The sequence below is a fragment of the Hymenobacter lucidus genome (genome assembly GCF_020447265.1).
Taxonomy (GTDB): Bacteria; Bacteroidota; Bacteroidia; order Cytophagales; family Hymenobacteraceae; genus Hymenobacter; species Hymenobacter lucidus.
The window spans coordinates 39083-59067 of the sequence record NZ_JAJADR010000007.1 but is presented as its reverse complement, the minus strand read 5'-3'; the positions used below and the strand labels follow the sequence as shown (position 1 = coordinate 59067).

The following is a 19985-nucleotide window of genomic DNA, read 5'->3' as shown; positions in this document are numbered from 1 at the left end:
TACTTCAGCCCTAAAACAGACTTAAACCCTACTTCCACGCACTCATGCAGTATCGCAAACTAGGTAAAACCGACCTTTCCGTCTCCGAAATCAGCCTCGGCACCTGGCAGGTCGGCGGCAAATGGGGTGACCCTTTCAGCCACGACAATGCCGACCGAATCCTGAACGCCGCCGTGGATAGCGGCATAAACTTCATTGACACGGCCGACGTGTACGGCGACGGTGAGAGCGAAAAGGCCGTGGGCCGGCTCGTGTGCAGCCGCTCGGAGCAGGTGTACGTGGCCACCAAGTGTGGCCGGCAGCTGCAGCCTCATACCAACGACGCCTACCAGCCCGCCGTGCTACGCCAGTTCGTGGAGCAGAGCCTGCGCAACATGCAGCTCGACACCATCGACCTGATTCAGCTGCACTGCCCTCCTACCGAGGTCTATTACCGGCCCGAAATCTTCGAGGTATTCGACCGGCTCAAGGAGGAAGGCAAGATCCGGCACCTGGGCGTGAGCGTGGAAAAGGTGGAGGAAGGCCTCAAGGCGCTAACGTTTCCCAATGTATGCTCCATTCAGCTCATCTTCAATATGTTTCGGCAGCGGCCCCAGGAGCTGTTATTCAGCGAGGCCAAGCGCCACAACGTGGGCCTGATTGTGCGGGTGCCGCTGGCCAGCGGGCTGCTCACGGGCAAGTTTTCCCACGATACCACCTTCTCGGCCGACGACCACCGCCAATTCAACCGCGAAGGAGCCGCCTTCGACAAAGGCGAGACTTTCTCGGGTGTAGACTACGAAACGGGCCTGGCAGCCGTGGAGGAGCTGAAAAAGGTGTTTCCCGACCAGCCAAACCTAGCCCCTATAGCCCTGCGTTGGGTGCTGATGTTTGACGAAGTAAGCTGCGTGATTCCCGGCGCATCCAAGCCCAGCCAGCTGGAGTCGAACCTGAAGGCTGCTGAGCTGCCCGCCATTACCGAGGAGCAGATGCAGCAGGTACGCTCCATTTACGACCAGCGAATTCGGCCGTTGGTGCATTATTCGTGGTAGAAAGCTAGTAGCGCGAACTTTGTAGTTCGCGTGGCCCACTCCGTTATCAGGTACATCTGCGCCGTTTGGTTGTTCTGGTGCGCGAACTACAAAGTTCGCGTTACTACAAAAAAAGCCCGCTGGATTGCTCCAGCGGGCTTTTAGCTTTTAAAGTGACAGCTACACCACTTCCGAGGTTTCTGGGTCGCGGCGGGGCACTTCGGGAGCGGCTGCTACCGCACGTTCTTCGGCAAAAAACCGGTTCTGATTGATCAGAATGAGTACTACGCCGATAAAAATGGCCGAATCGGCAATGTTGAAGATGGGCCAGAGTGAAACGTGGCTCCCTCCTACCAGCGGCCAGCTGGCGGGCAAAAAGCCTTCGTAGATGTCCACGTACAGCATGTCGATAACCTGGCCGTGAAACCAGGGCGTGGGCGCGCCAAACGGGGCATTATCGTAGATTTTGCCGTAGAAAATGGAGTCAATCAGGTTGCCGACGGCCCCGCCCAGAATGAGGGCTACGCTGGCAATAAAGCCGGGTACAGCCCGGCGTTTCCAGAGCTTATAGATGTAGTAACTGATACCAAACATGGCTACCAATCGAAAGCCAGTGAGTAACACCTTGCCGTAGGGCGGCGGCAGTTCCACGCCGAAAGCCATGCCGGGATTCAGCGTGTAGTGCAACTTAGCCCAGTCGCCGATGAGCGGAATTTCGCCGGGCATGCCGGGCTGCATGTAGGTATGCACGGCCCACTTCGAGAGTTGGTCGATAACAATTACCAGCAAAGCCAGCAGGTAGTATTTCCAGTACTTCATTTTCTAAGAAAGGAGAGGTAAGCGGTGAGAAGTGAGGCCTCGCCCTGACGTAGTGTCAGCACCCGGACCTCTCCCCTCTCTTGGCACAAAGTGACGAAGAATTTTAGACTTTCCTGTGCGGCAAGCCCAAGCCTCCTTCCTGCTATGTGGTATATATTTTTCGGACGTTTTGTGCCCTTTTGAACCGGATTTGCGGGGTTTCGCCACGCTTTGTGCGCCGGTGTGCCAACCGACTCATTCCCTGAATCGATTGACACTTCAGCATCAGGCGTTTGCGACGCTCAGCTGCACGGGCACCGAGAAGTCGTCGAATTCGAGCACCGAGCCGCCGCTGATTTCGGGCGCAAAATCCAGAGCTAGGGCCTGCACCTCCTCCCGGATGTAGCTGCCGAAGCTCTGCACGGCCGCTTCCAGCTCGGGCTGGGCACCCAGCACCACCCGAATTTTGTCCTGCACTTCCAGGCCGCTATCCTTGCGCAGGTTCTGCAGGCGGTTCACCAGCTCGCGGGCCACGCCTTCCTGGCGCAGCTCCTCAGTCAGGGTCACGTCGAGGGCCACGGTGAGCGGGCCGTCGGTGGCCACGAGCCAGCCGGGCAGGTCGTCGGTGCGGATTTCCACGTCGTCGGGGGCCAGGGTGTAGGTTTCACCCTCGATTTCGACGGCCAGCTGGCCGGTTTTTTCGAGCGTGCTGATTTCCTCGGCCGTCATCTGTTGAATCCGGGCTCCTACTACCTTCAGCTTGGGTCCATACTGCTGGCCCAGACGCTTGAAATTGGGCTTTACTGACTTCACCAGCACCCCGCTGGTGTCGTCGAGGAATTCCACGTGCTTCACGTTCACCTCGGCGCAGATCAGGTCTTCCACCTTACCGACCTGCTCGCGCGTGGTGTCGTTCAGCACCGGCACCAGGATGCGCTGCAGGGGCTGGCGCACCTTCAGCACCGACTTCTTGCGCAACGAGTGGGTGAGCGAAGAAATGCGCTGGGCCAGCTCCATGCGCTCCTCCAAAGCCTTGTCGATACGGGCTTCGTCGGCGTCCACGAGCAGCGTCAGGTGTACCGATTCGGCGGTCCAGCGCTGGGCATTGCCTTCCTGGCGCAGGCCATCGGTCATGTTCTTGTAGAGCCACTCGGCGAAGAAGGGCGCAATGGGAGCCATGAGCTGGGCCACGGTCACGAGGCATTCCTGCAGGGTTTCGTAGGCGGCACGCTTGTCCTGGGTCAGCTCGCCCTTCCAGAAGCGGCGGCGCGAGAGGCGCACGTGCCAGTTGGAGAGTTGATCGGTCACGAAATCCTGGATGGCGCGGGCGGCCTTGGTGGGGTCGTAGCCGTCGTAGTAGCCCCGCACTTCAAGGATGAGGGACTGGAGCTTGCTCAGAATCCAGCGGTCCAGCTCGCTGAGCTCAGCGTGGGGCACGCGGCCAGTTTCGGTGGCCTGGAAGCCGTCGAGGTTGGCGTAGAGCGAGTAGAACGAGTAGGTGTTGAAGAGCGTGCCGAAGAAGCGGCGCTGCACCTCCGTAATGCCGGCAAGGTCAAACTTGAGGTTGTCCCAGGGCTGAGCGTTGGCAATCATGTACCAGCGGGTAGCATCGGGGCCGTACTGCTGGATGGTGGCAAACGGGTCCACGGCGTTACCGAGGCGCTTGCTCATCTTGTTGCCGTTCTTATCCAGCACCAGGCCGTTGGCCATGACGTTCTTGAAGGCCACCGAATCCTCCAGCATCACGCCCAGGGCGTGCAGGGTAAAGAACCAGCCGCGAGTCTGGTCCACGCCTTCGGCAATGAAGTCGGCGGGGAAATTCTGCTTGAACTTCTCGCCGTTTTCCAGGGGGTAGTGCCACTGGGCGTAGGGCATGGCGCCGCTGTCGAACCACACGTCGATGAGGTCAGTTTCGCGGTACATGGCCTGGCCGGTGGCACTCACCAGGAAAATATCGTCGACGTAAGGCCGGTGCAGGTCGATTTTTTTGGTTGCTGGTTGTTGGTTGTTGGTTGTTGGCTCGTCCGACGAGCTATCAGCCATAACCCAGGCGCCGTCCACCTTGCGGTAGGGGTTGTGGGTCATGATTTCGGCGGCTACGGCCTTGTCGATTTCGGCGCTGAGCTGCTCGATGCTGCCGATGCAGATTTCCTCCGAACCGTCCTGACTGCGCCAGATGGGCAGGGGCGTGCCCCAGTAGCGCGAGCGGCTCAGGTTCCAGTCCACGAGGTTTTCCAGCCAGTTGCCGAAGCGGCCGGTGCCGGTGCTTTCGGGCTTCCAGTTGATGGTTTTGTTCAGCTCGATGAGCCGGTCTTTTACCGCCGTGGTTTTGATAAACCAGGAGTCGAGCGGGTAGTAGAGCACGGGCTTGTCGGTGCGCCAGCAGTGCGGGTAGGTGTGCTCGTACTTCTCCACTTTGAAGGCCGTGCCGTCGCCTTTCATGCGGATGGCAATGCTTTCGTCGAGGGTTTTGTAGTCGGCGCCGCTCTGGTCGTGGCCGTCGTAGTTTTTCACCCAGCGGCCGCCGAATTCACCCATCTGGGCCACGTAGCGGCCGGTGCGGTCCACGATAGGGCCCAGCTTGCCTTCGTCGTCGGTTACCATCAGCGCGGGCACGTCGGCCAGGGCCGCGGCCCGGAAGTCGTCGGCGCCGAAAGTGGGCGAAATGTGCACGATGCCGGTACCATCTTCGGTGGTTACGAAGTCGCCGTTGATAACGCGGAAGGCGCGCTCCTCCCCTTCAAAGGCCGGAAAGCCCTTGTCGTGGCCGAACAGCCGCTCATAGCTGATGCCGATGAGGTCGGAACCCTTGAAAGTGGCTTCGATGCGCCAGGGCAGCACTTTGTCACCGGCCTGGTAGTCTTCCAGCGGGGCATCTTTCCCCTTTTCGGAGAAATGCTTACCCACCAGCGCCTCGGCCAGCACGACCCGGATAGGCGCGTAGGTGTAGGAGTTGAAGGTGCGCACCAGCACGTAAGGAATGTTCTTGCCCACGGCCAGACCGGTATTGGCCGGCAAGGTCCAGGGCGTAGTCGTCCAGGCCAGGATGTAGGTCGGAACTTCATCGGCGCCGGCAAACAGCTTCTCCGACTTCTCATCCCGCTTCACCTTGAATTGGGCCACGATGGTCGTGTCCTTCACGTCGCGGTAGGTGCCGGGCTGGTTGAGCTCGTGGGAGCTGAGGCCCGTGCCGGCGGCCGGCGAGTAGGGCTGGATGGTGTAGCCTTTGTAGAGCAGGCCCTTGTCGTATAGCTTTTTGAGCAGGGCCCAGCAGCTTTCGATGTACTCGGGCTCGAAGGTGATGTAGGGGTCGTCGAGGTCCACCCAATAGCCCATTTTCTCGGTGAGGTCGTCCCACTGGGCCTTGAAGCGCATGACAGTTTCGCGGCAGCGCTGGTTGTAGTCCTCGATGCTGATTTTCTTGCCGATATCCTCCTTGGTGATGCCCAGCTCTTTTTCCACCTGCAGCTCGATGGGCAGGCCGTGTGTATCCCAGCCACCCTTCCGGCTTACCTGCTTGCCCAGCAGCGTCTGGTAGCGGCAGAAGATGTCCTTCACGGTGCGGGCCATGACGTGGTGAATGCCGGGGGCGCCGTTGGCCGAAGGCGGACCTTCATAAAACACGAAGGTGGGCTGCCCTTCGCGGGTGCTCACGCTTTTCTCAAAAATGCCGTTCTGCTTCCACCAGGCCAGGATATCGGTACCAACCTGGCCGTAGTTGAGCGGCTGCTTGTATTCGGGGTAGTTCATTTGTGGGGGTGCTTTTCCAGTCCATCACCTCACCCCTAGCCCCGCTCCGAAAAAGAAGAGGAATACTAGAAATAGAAGTAAGTAAAGCTGGTAAGAGAACTAGAAATTAACTTTTAGAGCTAGTTCCCCTCTCCTTTTTCGGAAGGGGACTAGGGGTAGGGTGCTATGAATCCAGCTTCTTCTGCAACGGGATACGGCGCAGGTTGATTTCGGCGTCGTCGTCTTCCTCGTGGTAGGTGTGGTCGAAGTGCTGGATGAAGGATTCGTTGATGTTTTCATCCTTGCCGTGCTCGAAGGTGACGAGCAGGCAGGGCAGCAGAATCAGGTTGGAGAAGTTGGTAATCAGCAGGGAGGCCGACATAAGCAAGCCCAGCGCCTTGGTGCCGCCAAACTCGGAGAAGGCAAACACCGAAAAGCCCAGAAACAGTACGATACTGGTGTAAATCATACTGGTACCGGCCTCGCTCAGCGTGGTGCTGATGGCGGCCCGCACCCGGTGCCCGTTGGCGGCCAGCTCCTGCCGGAACTTGGCCAGCAAGTGGATGCTGTTGTCGCCGTCGATACCCAGCGCGATGCTGAAAATAAGCGCCGTGCTGGGCTTGAGTGGGATGCCGAAGTAGCCCATGATGCCGCCGGTGAGCAGCAGGGTGAAGAAGTTGGGCAGCAGGGTGAAGAACACCGCCCGGATGCTGCGGAACAGAATGAGGACCACCAAACCCACCAGCACGAAGGCAATGATGAGGCTTTCCTTGAGGCTGTGAATGAGGTATTCGTTGCCTTTGGTGAAGAGAATGGTGGTGCCGGTGAGCTTCACGTCCATGCCCGTCCCGTTGAAAATCTCCTTGATCTGGGGCTGGATCTGGTTGGTGAGCAGCGTGTCGAGGTTGCGGGAGCCGATGTCGGCAATCTTGAGCGAAATCCGGGCCCGCTGGGCCGTGGAGTCGGTAAAGGAGCGAATCAGCTTACTATCCATGCCCCCGCCGGCGCCCTGCGAATGGGCCAGGTAGCTCAGGATAAAGTTCTTCTCGGAGTTGTCGGGCAGGCGGTAGTACTCGGGGTTGTCGTTGTAGAAAGCCTGGGTGGAAGCCTTGAGGAAGGTGACGATGCTGACGGGCGTGGTCAGCACCGGCTGGGTGCGCAGAAACTTCTCGAACCGGTCAATCCGCTCCAGGTTCTTGAGCTTCATAATGCCGCGCTTCGAGCCGGTATTCACCACGATTTCCAGGGGCATTACGCCGTTGAAATGCTGCTCGAAGAACTTCAGGTCAGCATTTACGGAGCTGTCCTTGGGCAAATCATCCACCATGTACGACACCGATTTCACCTTCACGATGCCGCCAACCGACAGGGCTATCAGGGCCAGGGCAGCCAGGTACACCGTGCCGCGGCGCTCCAGTACGAGGTGCTCGAAAAACTCCAGCAGCTTGGTAAGCGGGGCGGCTTCGAGATGCTCAAGCTGCTTGGGCGTGGGCGGCGGCAGGATGGTGAAAACAATCGGAATCAGGATAAACGACACCAGGAACGCCACGAAAATATTGACCGTGGCCACCAGCCCGAACTGGTAGAGAATGGCAATGTTGGTGAAGCAGAACACCACGAAGCCGATGGCCGTGGTGGTGTTGTTCATCAGCGTTACCAGCCCGATTTTGCTGATTACCCGCGTCATGGCCAGCACCTGGTTGCCCGATTTGCGGTAGTCGTAGTGGTAGCGACTCAGCAGGTATGTACAGTTCGGAATGCCGATAACGATGATAATGCTCGGTATCAGGCCCGTGAGCAGGTTAATCTTATAGCCCATGAGCACCATCGAGCCGATGCACCACACCACCACGATGAGCACAATCAGGATGGGGAAGACCACGGCGGCCCAGGTCCGGAAGAACATGAACAGCGTGACGGCCATCATCAGTACCGTCAGGGCCACGAACAGCTTCATTTCGGCGGCCACTTTGGTGGTCATCGTGGCGCGCACGTAGGGCAGGCCGGCGTAGTGCATCCGGATGCCGGTTTTCTGCTGAAACCGCTCGGCGTGGGCCAGGATTTCCTTCATCACGCCTTCGCGCTTCGAGGAGTTCAGGAACTTGGGGTCCATTGTCAGAGCCAGCAGCGTGGCGCCCGTGGTGGGCGAAATCAGCTGACCCTTGTAGAACTCCTGCCGGTTCACGACGCGCATCAGTGAGTCGAGCTCGGTCTGGGTCTGGGGGAATTCCTTGAAGATGGGGCTGGCTCGGAAGCTCTGGTTGCTGGTGTCCTTTTCGAGTTTGATGAGCTTCGTTACCGACAGCACGCCGCTCACGCCCTGCACCTTGCCGAGCGTGTCGGTAAGGCTGCGCAGCTCGTTGAAATTGCCGAGCTTATACACGCTGCTGTCCTGCAAACCGAGCACAAACACGTTGCCGTCTTCGCCGAAGGTGCGCTTGAACTGCTGGAAGTAGACCATGTCCGGGTCGTCGGGACTCACGACCTGGGCAAAGTCGTAGGTCATTTCGACTTTGCGGGCGTGCCAGCCCATGAACACCGTAATAACGGCCAGGAGCAGAACCAGAATCCGCCGATTCTTAATCGTAAATAAGGCGAGTTTACTCCACATAGGCCGCTAAAATTTAGCAAAGGTACGCAATGACAGGCTGGTAGAAAGAGGAGGTCAGGTTCGGGCACCTCCCTGAAAGCCGGAGCAGAAATGAATTTTCCCGTCCTGCTTTTTGAAACAGACGTAAACCTAGCCGGTTCCGTGGCATAGCCCGCGCCTACTCGACGCCCGGCCCGATTCACTCGGCCGAAACGGACCACCGCCACGCGGCACGAAAAAGGCCGCCATGCTCAGCATGACGGCCCCGGCTATTCGCGCTGGACAGCTGCTGAACTTCTTACAGCTTCTCGAAAATTCGGGAGAAGCTCACGGCCTCGCCGATGTAGGCGCGCAGCTCGGAAATCGGCATACGCGTCTGCTCACGCGAGTCGCGGTGACGCACGGTTACGGTTTCGTCCTCCAGGGTCTGGCCGTCTACCACGATGCAGAAAGGCGTACCAATCAAGTCCTGGCGGGTGTAGCGCTTCCCAATAGCGTCGCGCTCCTCCATAATGACGCGGAAGTCGTGGCGCAGACTGTTGAAGATTTCTTCCGCCTTTTCGGGCATACCATCCTTTTTCACCAGCGGGAAAATGGCGGCCTTAATAGGCGCTACTGCTGGGTGCAGCTTCAGGAACGTGCGCGTTTTGGTTTGCTCTTTCTCGCCTTCACCTTCGGTAATGGTTTCCTCGGTATAGGCTTGGCAGAGCGTGGCTAGGAACAAACGGTCGGCACCAACGGACGTTTCCACCACGAAGGGGATGTAGTTGCCGTAAGCTTTACCGGTTTCGGGGTCAATATCAGCGTCGAAGTACTGCTGCTTTTTGCGGCTGTACTCCTGGTGCTGGGTTAGGTCGTGGTTAGTTCTGGAGTGAATTCCTTCCATTTCCTTGAAGCCGAACGGGAATTCGTACTCAATATCCACCGCTGCCTTGGCATAGAAAGCCAGCTTTTCGTGGTCGTGGAAGCGAAGTTTGTCGGCGGGCAGGCCCAACACCTGGTGCCAGCGCATGCGCGTTGCTTTCCATTTATCATACCACTCGTCCTCGGTGCCGGGGCGCACGAAAAACTGCATTTCCATCTGCTCAAACTCCCGCATGCGGAAGATGAACTGGCGGGCTACAATCTCGTTGCGGAAGGCCTTGCCGATCTGAGCAATGCCAAATGGCACTTTCTGCCGGGCCGACTTCTGCACGTTTAGGAAGTTGACGAAGATGCCTTGGGCCGTTTCGGGGCGCAGGTAAATCTTGTTCGAATCTTCGGCCACGGCGCCTACCTGGGTCGAAAACATCAGGTTGAACTGGCGCACGTCGGTCCAGTTGCCGGTCTTGCTGATCGGGCACAGGATTTTCTCATCAATGATGAGCTGCTTCACGCCGGCCAGATCTTCGATGGTCAGCAGACGGCCCATTTCGGCCAGCAGGGTTTCGGCGCGGGCTATTTCGCCGTTCTTCTCGTACTCGGCGGCTTTTTCTTCCAACAATACGTCGGCGCGGTAACGCTTCTTGCTGTCGAGGTTGTCAATCATGGGGTCGGAGAAGCCGTCGACGTGGCCGGAGGCTTTCCAGGTGAGCGGGTGCATGAAGATGGCCGCGTCGATGCCCACCACGTTCTGGTTGAGCTGGGTCATGGCCTTCCACCAGAGCTGCTTGAGGTTGTTTTTCAGCTCCACGCCGTTGGGGCCGTAGTCGTACACGGCGGCCAGGCCGTCATAGATTTCGGAGGAGGGAAATACGAAGCCGTATTCCTTAGCGTGCGACACGATTTCGGCCAAAGTGCCTTCCGTGGTATTGGCGGCAGTTTTCTGCGGGGCGTTGCTCATAATCAGGTACTCAGAGTCGGTAGAAGTGGGCAAAAGTAGCAGAAAGCTCGGGAGGCCGCGCAGAATATAGCGCCAACTGTTACCGGATTCGGCCCCGGTGGCCACCTTGGGGCCGTTCAAGCTCAACGGATTAAGCCGGCAGCCAACCCCAAATCGGTTCCTGCGTTAAGCGCAAGCACGGGGGCTGGGCGCAACTTTGGCGTAACAATTTCATAATCTTGCCCCGCCTAAAGGTCCGTCTACCTTTGGAGTGATGAAAACCGATTTCCCATTAATTCCCCTTTTATGTTTGGCTTAGAGCCTCATGTGCTTCTGCTGCTAATAGCCTGTCTGGTAGCAGCTTGCGCCTTCGAATTCGTCAACGGCTTCCACGATACGGCCAACGCCGTGGCTACCGTTATCTACACCAACGCCCTGCGGCCCTGGGTGGCCGTGGTGTGGTCGGGCTTCTGGAATTTTATCGGGGTACTCACGGGCGGTATTGCGGTGGCCATGGGCATCGTGTACCTGCTGCCCGTCGAAAGCCTCGTCGACCAGAACGTGTACCACGGCATTGCCATGGTGGGCGCCCTCATTATTGCGGCCATTCTCTGGAACGTGGGCACCTGGTACTACGGCCTGCCCTCCTCGTCGTCGCACGCGCTGATCGGCTCCATTCTGGGCGTGGGCATTGCCTACTCCCTGCTGCCCGAATCCAACGGGGCGGCCGTCAACTGGGGCAAAGCCGGCGAAACGATGGCCTCGCTGCTGATCAGCCCCATCTTCGGCTTCTCGCTCACCATCATCATGATGTTTTTGCTGAAGCGCTTCGTGGCCAACAAAAACATCTTTAAGGAGCCGCACAAGCGCAAGCCGCCACCCATCTGGATTCGCCTGATCCTGATTGCGACCTGCACCCTGGTAAGCTTTTTCCACGGCTCCAACGACGGCCAGAAGGGCGTAGGACTCATTATGCTGATTCTCATCGGCATCGTGCCCATCCATTTTGCCCTCAACCAGAAGCTGAACCCGCTGGATATGCGCGACTCGCTCACCAACCTGGAAATGGTGATGGGCAAGGTGGATGCTACCAACCTCAGCCCCGCCGACCAGAAGCTGCTGACCGATATTCGCACCCAGACCAACACGCTGGATGCCATTTTCGCCGGCAAAACCAACGTGAAGCAGCTGCCCGAGTCGGCCCGCTTCGAGATTCGCAAAGCCATTCTCTTGCTGCACAACCGCAGCAAGAAGCTCACCGGCAGCGACAAGCTGGCCCTGAGTACCGTGGACCGCAAAACCTTCGACGCCAGCATCACCCAGATGCGCACCTTTACTGACTATGCCCCCTGGGAAGTGTCATTCATGGTAGCCCTTTCGCTGGGAATCGGCACGATGGTAGGCTGGAAACGCATCGTGAAAACCATCGGGGAGCGGATCGGCAAGGAGCACCTGACCTACGCGCAGGGTGCTTCCTCGGAGCTGGTAGCCGCCGCCATGATTGGCGTAAACACGCAGTTCGGCCTACCCGTTTCGACTACCCACGTACTGTCGTCGGCCATTGCCGGCTCCATGGTGGCCAACCGTGGTATCAAGAACCTGAACCCCCAGATGGTACGCAACATTGCCCTGGCCTGGGTACTCACGCTGCCCGTTACCATGACGCTGGCCGGCGGCCTGTTCCTGCTGTTCCGGGCCATGATGTAATAGGGGCTTTCCTTGAATTATACAAAAAAAGCCGACCCATTGCGGGTCGGCTTTTTTATTGCCGGAAGTTTTCGTAAGAGCCGTGCCAAAGGGCGGGCCCAGGCGAAATCGGGAAAGTTATCCACTAAAACGGCGGGTTCTTAGGCAGTTATCGACTTATCCACAGGCAAAAGCCATAATTTTGTGGATAACTCAGAATTTAGGCAGGCCACTGAACCTCAAGGTCATCACTGATAAAGACGCCGAAGTTGACGAACTGTAGCTGATCCTCATCAAAGTAAAGGTCAATCATCTCCTTTTCGTAGGAGAGACGGGTTTCGCCGGTATCCATGCGTTCTACCTCCGTCGACTCAAGACCATTCTGGCGCATGAGCTCCTGAATTTCATCGACGGACTTGCCGTGAATAGGCTGGCCGAAAATGCGCAGGCCGGGGTGGTCGGTTTCGATGCAGCTCAGGCGGTAGTCGTCTTCGCGGTCGAAATACAGGGAGTAGCCTTCTTCGAGGTAGTTCCAGGCTTGGTGCTCAAACTCGTCGTCGTCCTCCGACTCTTCGATTTCCTCGGGCTCGCCCATCAGGGCCCGCACCTCGTCCTGCGTCGCGCCGAATTTCAGCGGGCCCATGCCGGTGCCCAGAACGATTTCGTTTTCTTCGGTACTGCTGTGTTGTGGTTGGGAAGTTTGCATAGCCGGTTCGTTTCGGTGGTTGGGTTGGTGAATACGGGTTCAGATTCTGAATGCGGATTTAAAGGTAGGTATTCAAGGCTCACTTGCCGTAGCGGGCCTCAAATTCGGCCCGCTGCCGCACGTAGTCGGGGTGCAGCCTGGCGGTGTCCCATTTTGCCTTGAAGATGGCCGCTGCCGCCGCTTTTTCGGGGTCCTCGGGGGAGCGGGGTAGCTCGGCACGGCCGTGGGCACCGCTCTGCCCCTTCTTGTCGGCCGGCACGGGCCCGTCGTACTTCTTGCCGCCACGATGGTTGGCGTAGCGGCGGGCCCTCGTGTAGCCCATCTGGATGAACTTACGGGCCATGTCGGCGCCCACGAAGTCGTCGGCCTTCAGATAGTCGAGAAACAGCTGATAGATGAGTTCCGAAGACTCCTCAGCTACTTCGGGTGTGCGGAAGCGCCAGTGGGGCAGAATCTCCGACTTATAGGGCTCTACCAGCAGCACGCCCTGCTCGCCTTTGCCCACGCGGTACAGTTCGGGGTGTTGCCGGAAATCGGTCGTTTTGAAGTTGAGCGTGTAATCGAAGGGCATGAGTGGGAGAGGGGCGGATGGGAAGAATGTATACGGGCTAAAAGCAGCAGGAGGTAGTCTTATCCACTTTTCCACAGGCAGCAATGTGCAAAAGTGCATGCGGTCAGGTACTTACCTACGGCGCGTAAGTATTGCGCACCAGCGCAGCCCACGATGCCGCCGTCCATACGGCACAGCACAGGGGCCGAGCAGCGGCGGCAGCCCCTGTGCTATACCGGCCGCAGCGGAAGCGGCACCCGGATTCTCGCAGTACCACGCCGGCTTTGGGCGGGCCCGGCTGCCCGGCAAGTTTTCCGTTGCCGGTTGGGTTCACCGGAGCACAGCGGACTTTTTCTTTTTTGGAAGCAGACCGAGCTTATCCACAGGGTTAATAACTTTTTAAAAGAATTTATTTAAAAGATCTTTTTAATCCCCACTCGTTATGGGTGTTCATAAGTGGATAAGAAAATATAGTTATACACAGGGCTTATAACTTGTGTACAACATTCGGTTTATACACCGTCTGTCAACAGGGTGTGTGGATAGTAAAGTTTTTGCTTACAACAACTTACCTCGATTGTTCACAATCCAAAAGGTTATCCACGAATCCACAATTCACACGTTGTGAACGGTGTGGATTAGGGTATTTTTCGGGGAAAGTTATCCACCCTTATCCACGCTGGCGGTGTGGATAAGCACCTCTGTGCTACCGCTGACGTGGCCAAATAAAATTGTCCGCAACTTCTCCACGGGTTATCCCCACGTTTCCCCAGCATTATCCACAGGTTAAGCCTGTTATAGAGAAATGCCGATATACCGCTGTGGAAAAAAATGTGGAAAGCACGTAGGTGGCTGAGTCTGAAAGCCCCCAATGTGGATAGCTTTTCGCAGCCCTTCCTGCTGTTGCCAAAAGCCCGTAGAATGTGGGATAAGCTGTTCATTTTACGTTAGGGCCAATTACTGCCCTTATTCGGGTTGTCTATAACATGCCCGTGGGCTTTGCTACCAACGGCAACGCACTCAACCGGAGCACCAGAAACTGGCTACTCACTTCCGTTGCCCAGGCCACTACACGCGGCACGCCTAAACGCAAAGCGGCCCCGAATACAGAAGCATCCGGGGCCGCGTGGGGCTTGTTCTAAAGGTGAATCGGGACTAGAAGGTCAGCTTAACATCCTCCACTTCCCAGTTGGCCCGTACCTGAATGGGCAGCGGCGCCAGATACACCGGCTCGGCCGGCACCCGGAATTTTGGGTCGCCGGCGCGCCAAGTGCCGTTGGCATCGGCATCGATGAGCACGCGCAGGCGGTAGTTGCCGGGGGCCAGATTGTCGAAGCGGAACGTGCCTTTGGGGCTTTCCAGCACGGCTGCTACCTGGCTGGTGGCATCGAGCAGCTGCAGTTGAAAGCGGGTATACTTGGTTTGGATAGTACCGGCCACGCTGCCTACCGGCGACTGATCGGTGGGCACTAAGCGCAGGGCACGCAGCCCCAGCCGTTGGCCGGTGATGGTGGTTACGGCCGTCGAGTCGAGCAGGATGCTCACCGTTTTCTTGGCCTTGGTATTCAGATTAACGGTCAGCAGCGTGCGGTCGGCGCTGAGCGTAGCTTCCTGGGGCACCCGAATGGGCTTGCGGGTGGTGGAATCTTCTACAATGGTGCCGATGGGCTGCTTGGGGAAAGGCTTCAGAGGTTCTACAAACTGAAACTTGACCTGGCCCTGGCGGTACACGTCGCGCGGGTTGCCCACCACACTGTAGAGTGCCGTACGCCGGGCCGCACCCGTAATGGTACCGGGAAACTTCACGTTAATCGTGTCGCGGCCGGTGTTGCCCACGCTGTCGGTAGCGGCCAGCACGTAGCGGCCCTCGGGCAGCGCCGCCGTGCGAAACAGCGTGACACTACGGCCCCGTTCGGCGAGCAGCAGGTTTTCGTTGAGCGGACTGGCGGCCCCGGGGGCCGCACCCAGCGCCGAGATGCTGGCCTGGCTCAAGCCTTCATTATAGGAAACTCGGAACTGATTGGGCGTGCCCTGCTGGCTGGAAATAATGGGCCGCCGGGCATCGGGGCGCACCAGCACGAGGCGCAGCGAGTCGAGGCCGGGGCGCACGGTGATGGGCTCGGGCAGGTAGGCAATCTGCTCCCCTTCCTCGTAGCGGCCACTCTGGTTTTTATCGGCCAGGGCAAACAGCCGGTAGCGGCCGACCTTCAGATTTTTCAGGGCAAATGCGCCCGTCTTATCCGTGCGGTTCAGGTAGTAGGGCTTGCTACGCCGGATGTTGGCCGTGTCGGCTTCGGGGTAGAGCATCACCGCTACGTCGGCGGCCGTGGCGCCGCTGAGCAGCTGCGTGACTGTGCCGCGCACCGAGCCCGAATCGAGTAGAGCGCCGGTGCTGAAGGTGACCGAAACGTCCTGGGCGGGCAGACTCTCGGTGATGTCGGAAACGGCCTCGCGGAAGTTGAAGGTGTAAGTGGTATTGGGCTGAAAAGGCTTGTCGAAAACCAGGGAAATGGCGTTGCGCTCCTCCTTGATTTTGTAGGTTTCCTTCTCGCCCAGCACCGGGGCCACGATGAGGTTTTTGCTCAGATCCTTGAGCTGCACGCTTTCCGAAAAAACCATGCGCACGGTTTGCTGCGTCACGTTGCGGGCCCCGTTGGCGGGCGAGGTGCTGGTGAGCTTGGGCGGCGTGGTGTCGCGCGGGCCACCCTGGGGCGAGCTGATGGAGGCGCACCCACTCAGAACAGCACCGGCAGAAAGGAAAGCAAGCAGGTTAGCGCGAACGGACATTATAAAGCAAAAGCGTGGTGACGGTAAGTAAGGCAACGGCAACAACAATGCGGATACTGGTTTTGCGCGTGGGTTTGTCGTCGGCATCGGGCTCCAGGGCTGGTGCTGGCGCTACCACCACCGAGTCGGGCCGCAGCGCCTTGCGGCTGGTATCGGGCCCGGCTACGAAAACGGGCAGGCGCCGCGTTTTTGGTGAAGCCATTGATGGCAAAGAGGTTGGCTCCTCCCCTGCCCTACCGGCTTCGGCCCGGCCAGCACCCAGCAGTCCGCCCACGACCAGCAACAGCAGCCCGGCGCGCATGGCTCAGCGTTTGTGGGCCACGTAGATAACGCTCGAGTACAGCCCTTCGTGTTCCTCGGCGTACTTATTGGACTTATAGCCGGCCTTGAGCACGTTCATGAGCCCGCCGCCCCGTTCGGCCCGGTGCTTCTCGCTGAGCATACTCACGTAGTACGCATCGAGCGGCATGGGCAGGGTTTCGGGCACCGTGAGCTTGTGCTTTTTGAGCAGCAGTTTCATGGTTTTGGGACTGAAATGGTAGAGGTGGCGCGGCACGTCGTAAGCGGCCCAGTCCTGGCGGTAATGCTGAGCGTCGAGGCTGTCCACGTTGGGTACGGCAATGATGAGCACGCCGTCGGGCTTAAGTAAGCGTACCAGCTGCTGCAGCGTCTCGTTCAGATTGTGCACATGCTCCAGCACGTGCCAGAGGGTAATGGCATCGAACGAAGCCGTTTCAAACGTCACCAGGTTTTCGTTGCCGATGGGCTGCCCCACCCGCTCGGTAGCTTCCTGCTGCGCCCGGACGTTGGGCTCCAGGCCGGCAATCTGCCAGCCGTCGGCGCGGCAGGCCCCCAGAAAGTGACCCGTGCCGCAGCCGTAGTCCAGCACTTTGCCCTTGCGCGGGGCCAATCTGTTGAGCAAGGCTACCTTACGGCGCATTGTAAAAAAGCGCGCCACTTTGTAGGCCTGGTTGATGACGCCGGTAGCCGTGCTGTTGTGCGACACGTAGTCGTCCGACTCGTAGTAGCGGCCAATGGCATCAATGCCGGGGCGCGGGTTGGTAAACTGGAAGGTGCAGTTTTGGCACTGCACGATGGCAAAGCTTTCCTTGCTCACCGATTTATCCTCGACTACCAGCTTGTTGCGAAACTCGGTTTTGCCGCAGACCGGGCAGGATTCTAATCGTTCGTAGGACACAGGGCGGAGTTTCAGACTATAAGCGAAGCAACCAGATACACGTCGGGCTGCTTTTGTATTGTACTAGCAAAAATAGGCTTTTGAGGCTACAGTAGGGCAGAGTCAGTTTCGCCGGCCCTACCCAATACTCTACCCAGCGCCCGGGGCCACAAATGCCAGCCGCCGCCAACCAGTCAATCCAACTAAGGCAGTGGATTCTACTGGCTGGCGGCGGCACAACAAACGGGCTTAGCGGCCCAGGTACACCATTAGCACCGACACATCGGCCGGCGACACACCACTGATGCGGGCGGCCTGGCCCAGGGTTTCGGGCTGCACCTTGAGCAGCTTTTCGCGGGCCTCGTGCGAAAGAGCCGGCATCTGCTTATAGTCGAGGCGGCCCTGAATGACGAAGTTTTCCAGCTCGGCCACGCGGGCCGCCTGCTGGTTTTCCTTCTCGATGTAGGACTCGTACTTGATGGCAATAATAGCCTGCTCCAGGCTGTCGGGCTGGTACTGGCCCAAAGCCAGCGTGAGGGCCGGCAAGGTGCGCGTGAGGTGCTCCAGCTCCACGTTGGGGCGGCGCAGCAGGTTCACAGCCCGAGTCCGCTCGTGAATAGTAGCCGAGCCCAGCTCCGCCAGCAGCCCGTTGATTTCGGCGGGCTCAATGGCAAAGGTTTTCAGCAATGCCACCACTTCGTCGGTTTCCTGCTGCTTGCGCTGCACCCGGGTCATACGCTCCTCCGAGGCCAGCCCCAGAGCGTGGCCCAGCGGCGTGAGGCGCAGGTCAGCGTTGTCCTGGCGCAGCAGAATGCGGTACTCGGCCCGGCTCGTAAACATGCGGTAGGGCTCGTCGGTACCTTTGTTCACAAGGTCGTCGATGAGTACGCCAATGTAGGCCTCGCTCCGCTTCAGGATGAATGGCTCCCGGCCGTGCACCTTATTGTGGGCGTTGATACCGGCCATAAGGCCCTGGCAAGCGGCTTCCTCGTAGCCCGTCGTGCCGTTGATCTGGCCGGCGAAGTAGAGGTTTTTGACCCGTTTGGTTTCCAGGGTCAGGTTGAGCTGGGTCGGCGGGAAGAAGTCGTACTCGATGGCGTAGCCCGGGCGGAACATCTTGGCATTCTCGAAGCCCGCAATTTTGCGCAGGGCGCGGTATTGCACGTCCTCGGGCAAGGAGCTGCTAAAGCCGTTGATGTACATTTCCACGGTGCTGCTACCTTCGGGCTCCACAAAAATCTGGTGGCGGTCCTTGTCGGCGAAGCGGTTGATTTTATCCTCCACGCTCGGGCAGTACCGCGGGCCCAGGCCCTTGATGCGGCCCTGGAACATCGGCGACTTCTCAAACCCCTCCTTCAGGATTTCGTGAACTTCGGAGTTGGTGTAGGTGATGTAGCACGGCCGTTGCTTCACCAGCGCGGGCGTGTCGAGGTAGCTAAACTTGCTCGGAATTTCGTCGCCGCTCTGCTCTTCCATCTTGGAATAGTCGAGGCTGCGGCCGTCCACGCGGGGCGGAGTGCCGGTTTTCATGCGGCCCGTTTCGAAGCCCAGCTCCAGCAACTGCTCGGTGATGCCGGTGCTTTTCTTCTCGGCGGCGCGGCCGCCGCCGAAGTTTTTCTCGCCAATGTGAATCAGCCCGTTCAGGAAGGTGCCGTTGGTGAGTACCACCGACTTGCCCCGGAACTCAATGCCGAGCTGGGTTTTAACGCCTACTACGGTGTCGTTTTCCACCACGATGCCCGTCACCGACTCCTGCCAGAAGTCCACGTTCGGGGTTTGTTCCAGCGTGTGGCGCCACTCCTCGGCAAAGCGCATCCGGTCCGATTGCGCCCGGGGGCTCCACATGGCGGGGCCTTTCGAGCGGTTCAGCATCCGGAACTGAATCATGGTTTTGTCGGTGATGATGCCGCTCTGCCCGCCCAGCGCGTCTACTTCGCGCACGATCTGGCCCTTGGCCACCCCGCCCATAGCCGGATTGCACGACATCTGAGCAATGGTGTTCATGTTCATCGTGACCAGCAGCACCTTGGAGCCTAGGTTGGCAGCCGCCGCGGCAGCTTCACAACCAGCGTGGCCGGCACCTACTACAATAACATCGTATTCTTCTTGCTGAAACATGGCGGATAAGCAGTAGCCCGTCCGGTAAACAAACGGGCGGGGATGACAGGAAACGTGAACTACAAACGAAGTTCAGCTTCGCTAAAGTTCGCGTTGCTCTAAAACAGAAAACGCCCGCGTTTGGGCGGGCGTTGTAGTTGGAAACCGGCAAGCAAAGACCGATGCAACGTGCTCAGAACGTGCGCAAAGATAGGCAGGAATCCGCTTTTACGCGCGCTGCGCCATTCACTCCTCATTGTAGCCTTCCGGATTCTCCTCCTGCCAGTCGGCCAGCAGCGCCGCCGACTGCCGGCTGACCACCTCCCGGGAGAAGGGCAGCCAGTGGCCACTCAGGCAGTCGTATACTTCCGTGGCGGCAGGGCAGGTAGAGAGCTTGTAGTCGAATTTGGGGTAGCCCTGGGCCATGTAGCCGGGGTAGTAATAGGCGTGGTCGTAGCGCCGGGCGTGCTCTATTTTGAGCAGCATCAGGTATTTGCCCAGGCTATGCTTGCGGTAGTCGGGGTGGTAGAAGTTCATGATGCCGGCCAGGCTGCGGGCTCCGCTGTCGAAGATGCCGGCCGCAATAAGCCGGGCCCCGTCCCGCACCTCGATTACAGCCGTGTTGAAGACGTTGTGGGTGGCCCCGGCCAGCAGAAAAGACTCCACGGTGGGCGGCGCATCGAAGGTGATAGAGCCGAGGTAAGCCGCGTAGAGTTCTTCCAATTCTTTGGTGAGTTGGAAGCGTCGCAGTGTAACCGAGAACTGCTCGTTGAGGCGCAGCAGGCGGCGCTGCTCGGGACCATACTGCACGTCGGCCAACCGCAGCCGCAGCCAGTGCACGGTATACAGGCCGCCTTCAATGGGCAGGAAGCGGCAGGTAAACAGGTTTTGGTGCATTCGGTAGTAACCCTGGCTCAGGTAAAAATCCAGCGCCTGGCCGGAAATAACGAGGTTCGTAGATGAATTGGCAGACATAGAAACAGGCAGGAAAACAGGACTGCTTTCTGAGTAGGGATTAACAGCCTCAGCACTGAGAGGTCTTAGCAAACTCGGA

Annotated in this window: 13 protein-coding genes; 2 read left to right on the top strand and 11 right to left on the bottom strand. The window is 58.6% G+C overall.

The window, feature by feature from the left end; genetic code table 11:
- Positions 1 to 44: 44 nt before the first annotated feature.
- Positions 45 to 1031, top strand: coding sequence for an aldo/keto reductase (locus tag LGH74_RS20490; RefSeq protein ID WP_226179157.1), 987 nt, complete (start codon positions 45 to 47; stop codon positions 1029 to 1031).
- A 159-nt stretch (positions 1032 to 1190) separates the two neighbouring features.
- Here the strand turns inward: LGH74_RS20490 and LGH74_RS20485 are convergent, their stop codons facing one another.
- The 4 genes from LGH74_RS20485 to LGH74_RS20470 all read right to left on the bottom strand — a co-directional run bounded on the left by LGH74_RS20485 (position 1191) and on the right by LGH74_RS20470 (position 9949).
- Positions 1191 to 1829 carry a lipoprotein signal peptidase gene (locus tag LGH74_RS20485; RefSeq protein ID WP_226179154.1) on the bottom strand — a complete coding sequence of 213 codons (639 nt, stop codon included), beginning with the start codon at positions 1827 to 1829 and terminating at the stop codon, positions 1191 to 1193.
- 264 nt (positions 1830 to 2093) lie between these two features.
- Positions 2094 to 5558 carry an isoleucine--tRNA ligase gene (gene ileS / locus LGH74_RS20480; RefSeq protein WP_226179150.1) on the bottom strand — a complete coding sequence of 1155 codons (3465 nt, stop codon included), beginning with the start codon at positions 5556 to 5558 and terminating at the stop codon, positions 2094 to 2096.
- A 163-nt stretch (positions 5559 to 5721) separates the two neighbouring features.
- On the bottom strand, positions 5722 to 8148 hold the full coding sequence (locus LGH74_RS20475) for an efflux RND transporter permease subunit (protein ID WP_226179147.1): 2427 nt from the start codon (positions 8146 to 8148) through the stop codon (positions 5722 to 5724).
- Positions 8149 to 8425: 277 nt separating this feature from the next.
- Positions 8426 to 9949: a glycine--tRNA ligase gene (locus tag LGH74_RS20470; protein WP_226179390.1), complete on the bottom strand. Its 1524-nt coding sequence runs from the start codon at positions 9947 to 9949 to the stop codon at positions 8426 to 8428.
- Between the two features lie 285 nt (positions 9950 to 10234).
- Here LGH74_RS20470 and LGH74_RS20465 point away from each other — a divergent pair, with 285 nt between their 5' ends.
- Entirely contained in the window at positions 10235 to 11635 is a 1401-nt protein-coding gene (locus tag LGH74_RS20465) for an inorganic phosphate transporter (protein ID WP_226179143.1), read from the top strand.
- Positions 11636 to 11834: 199 nt separating this feature from the next.
- Here the strand turns inward: LGH74_RS20465 and LGH74_RS20460 are convergent, their stop codons facing one another.
- The 7 genes from LGH74_RS20460 to LGH74_RS20430 all read right to left on the bottom strand — a co-directional run bounded on the left by LGH74_RS20460 (position 11835) and on the right by LGH74_RS20430 (position 19906).
- Entirely contained in the window at positions 11835 to 12320 is a 486-nt protein-coding gene (locus LGH74_RS20460) for a hypothetical protein (protein WP_226179141.1), read from the bottom strand.
- Between the two features lie 79 nt (positions 12321 to 12399).
- Positions 12400 to 12891, bottom strand: coding sequence for a DUF4385 domain-containing protein (locus tag LGH74_RS20455; protein ID WP_226179138.1), 492 nt, complete (start codon positions 12889 to 12891; stop codon positions 12400 to 12402).
- A gap of 1134 nt (positions 12892 to 14025) precedes the next feature.
- A complete protein-coding gene (locus LGH74_RS20450) occupies positions 14026 to 15657 on the bottom strand; it encodes an Ig-like domain-containing domain (protein ID WP_226179135.1) in 1632 nt (543 codons plus the stop codon).
- Positions 15641 to 15859, bottom strand: coding sequence for a hypothetical protein (locus LGH74_RS20445; RefSeq protein ID WP_226179132.1), 219 nt, complete (start codon positions 15857 to 15859; stop codon positions 15641 to 15643). Before LGH74_RS20445 ends, LGH74_RS20450 begins: the two co-directional genes overlap by 17 nt.
- 102 nt (positions 15860 to 15961) lie before the next feature.
- On the bottom strand, positions 15962 to 16855 hold the full coding sequence (locus LGH74_RS20440; RefSeq protein ID WP_226179129.1) for a class I SAM-dependent methyltransferase: 894 nt from the start codon (positions 16853 to 16855) through the stop codon (positions 15962 to 15964).
- Between the two features lie 228 nt (positions 16856 to 17083).
- Positions 17084 to 18952, bottom strand: coding sequence for a tRNA uridine-5-carboxymethylaminomethyl(34) synthesis enzyme MnmG (mnmG, locus tag LGH74_RS20435; RefSeq protein WP_226179126.1), 1869 nt, complete (start codon positions 18950 to 18952; stop codon positions 17084 to 17086).
- Positions 18953 to 19177: 225 nt separating this feature from the next.
- Complete coding sequence (locus LGH74_RS20430; protein ID WP_226179123.1) at positions 19178 to 19906, bottom strand: GNAT family N-acetyltransferase; 729 nt, start codon at positions 19904 to 19906, stop codon at positions 19178 to 19180.
- Positions 19907 to 19985 lie beyond the last annotated feature (79 nt).

Bases quoted from the DNA above. Each gene is read 5' to 3' on its own strand.
- mnmG (WP_226179126.1), bottom strand. From the start codon at position 18,952: ATGTTTCAGCAAGAAGAATACGATGTTATTGTAGTAGGTGCCGGCCAC.
- LGH74_RS20485 (WP_226179154.1), bottom strand. From the start codon at position 1,829: ATGAAGTACTGGAAATACTACCTGCTGGCTTTGCTGGTAATTGTTATC.
- LGH74_RS20455 (WP_226179138.1), bottom strand. From the start codon at position 12,891: ATGCCCTTCGATTACACGCTCAACTTCAAAACGACCGATTTCCGGCAA.
- LGH74_RS20430 (WP_226179123.1), bottom strand. From the start codon at position 19,906: ATGTCTGCCAATTCATCTACGAACCTCGTTATTTCCGGCCAGGCGCTG.
- LGH74_RS20460 (WP_226179141.1), bottom strand. From the start codon at position 12,320: ATGCAAACTTCCCAACCACAACACAGCAGTACCGAAGAAAACGAAATC.
- LGH74_RS20490 (WP_226179157.1), top strand. From the start codon at position 45: ATGCAGTATCGCAAACTAGGTAAAACCGACCTTTCCGTCTCCGAAATC.
- LGH74_RS20465 (WP_226179143.1), top strand. From the start codon at position 10,235: ATGTTTGGCTTAGAGCCTCATGTGCTTCTGCTGCTAATAGCCTGTCTG.
- ileS (WP_226179150.1), bottom strand. From the start codon at position 5,558: ATGAACTACCCCGAATACAAGCAGCCGCTCAACTACGGCCAGGTTGGT.
- LGH74_RS20445 (WP_226179132.1), bottom strand. From the start codon at position 15,859: ATGGCTTCACCAAAAACGCGGCGCCTGCCCGTTTTCGTAGCCGGGCCC.
- LGH74_RS20475 (WP_226179147.1), bottom strand. From the start codon at position 8,148: ATGTGGAGTAAACTCGCCTTATTTACGATTAAGAATCGGCGGATTCTG.
- LGH74_RS20470 (WP_226179390.1), bottom strand. From the start codon at position 9,949: ATGAGCAACGCCCCGCAGAAAACTGCCGCCAATACCACGGAAGGCACT.
- LGH74_RS20450 (WP_226179135.1), bottom strand. From the start codon at position 15,657: ATGTCCGTTCGCGCTAACCTGCTTGCTTTCCTTTCTGCCGGTGCTGTT.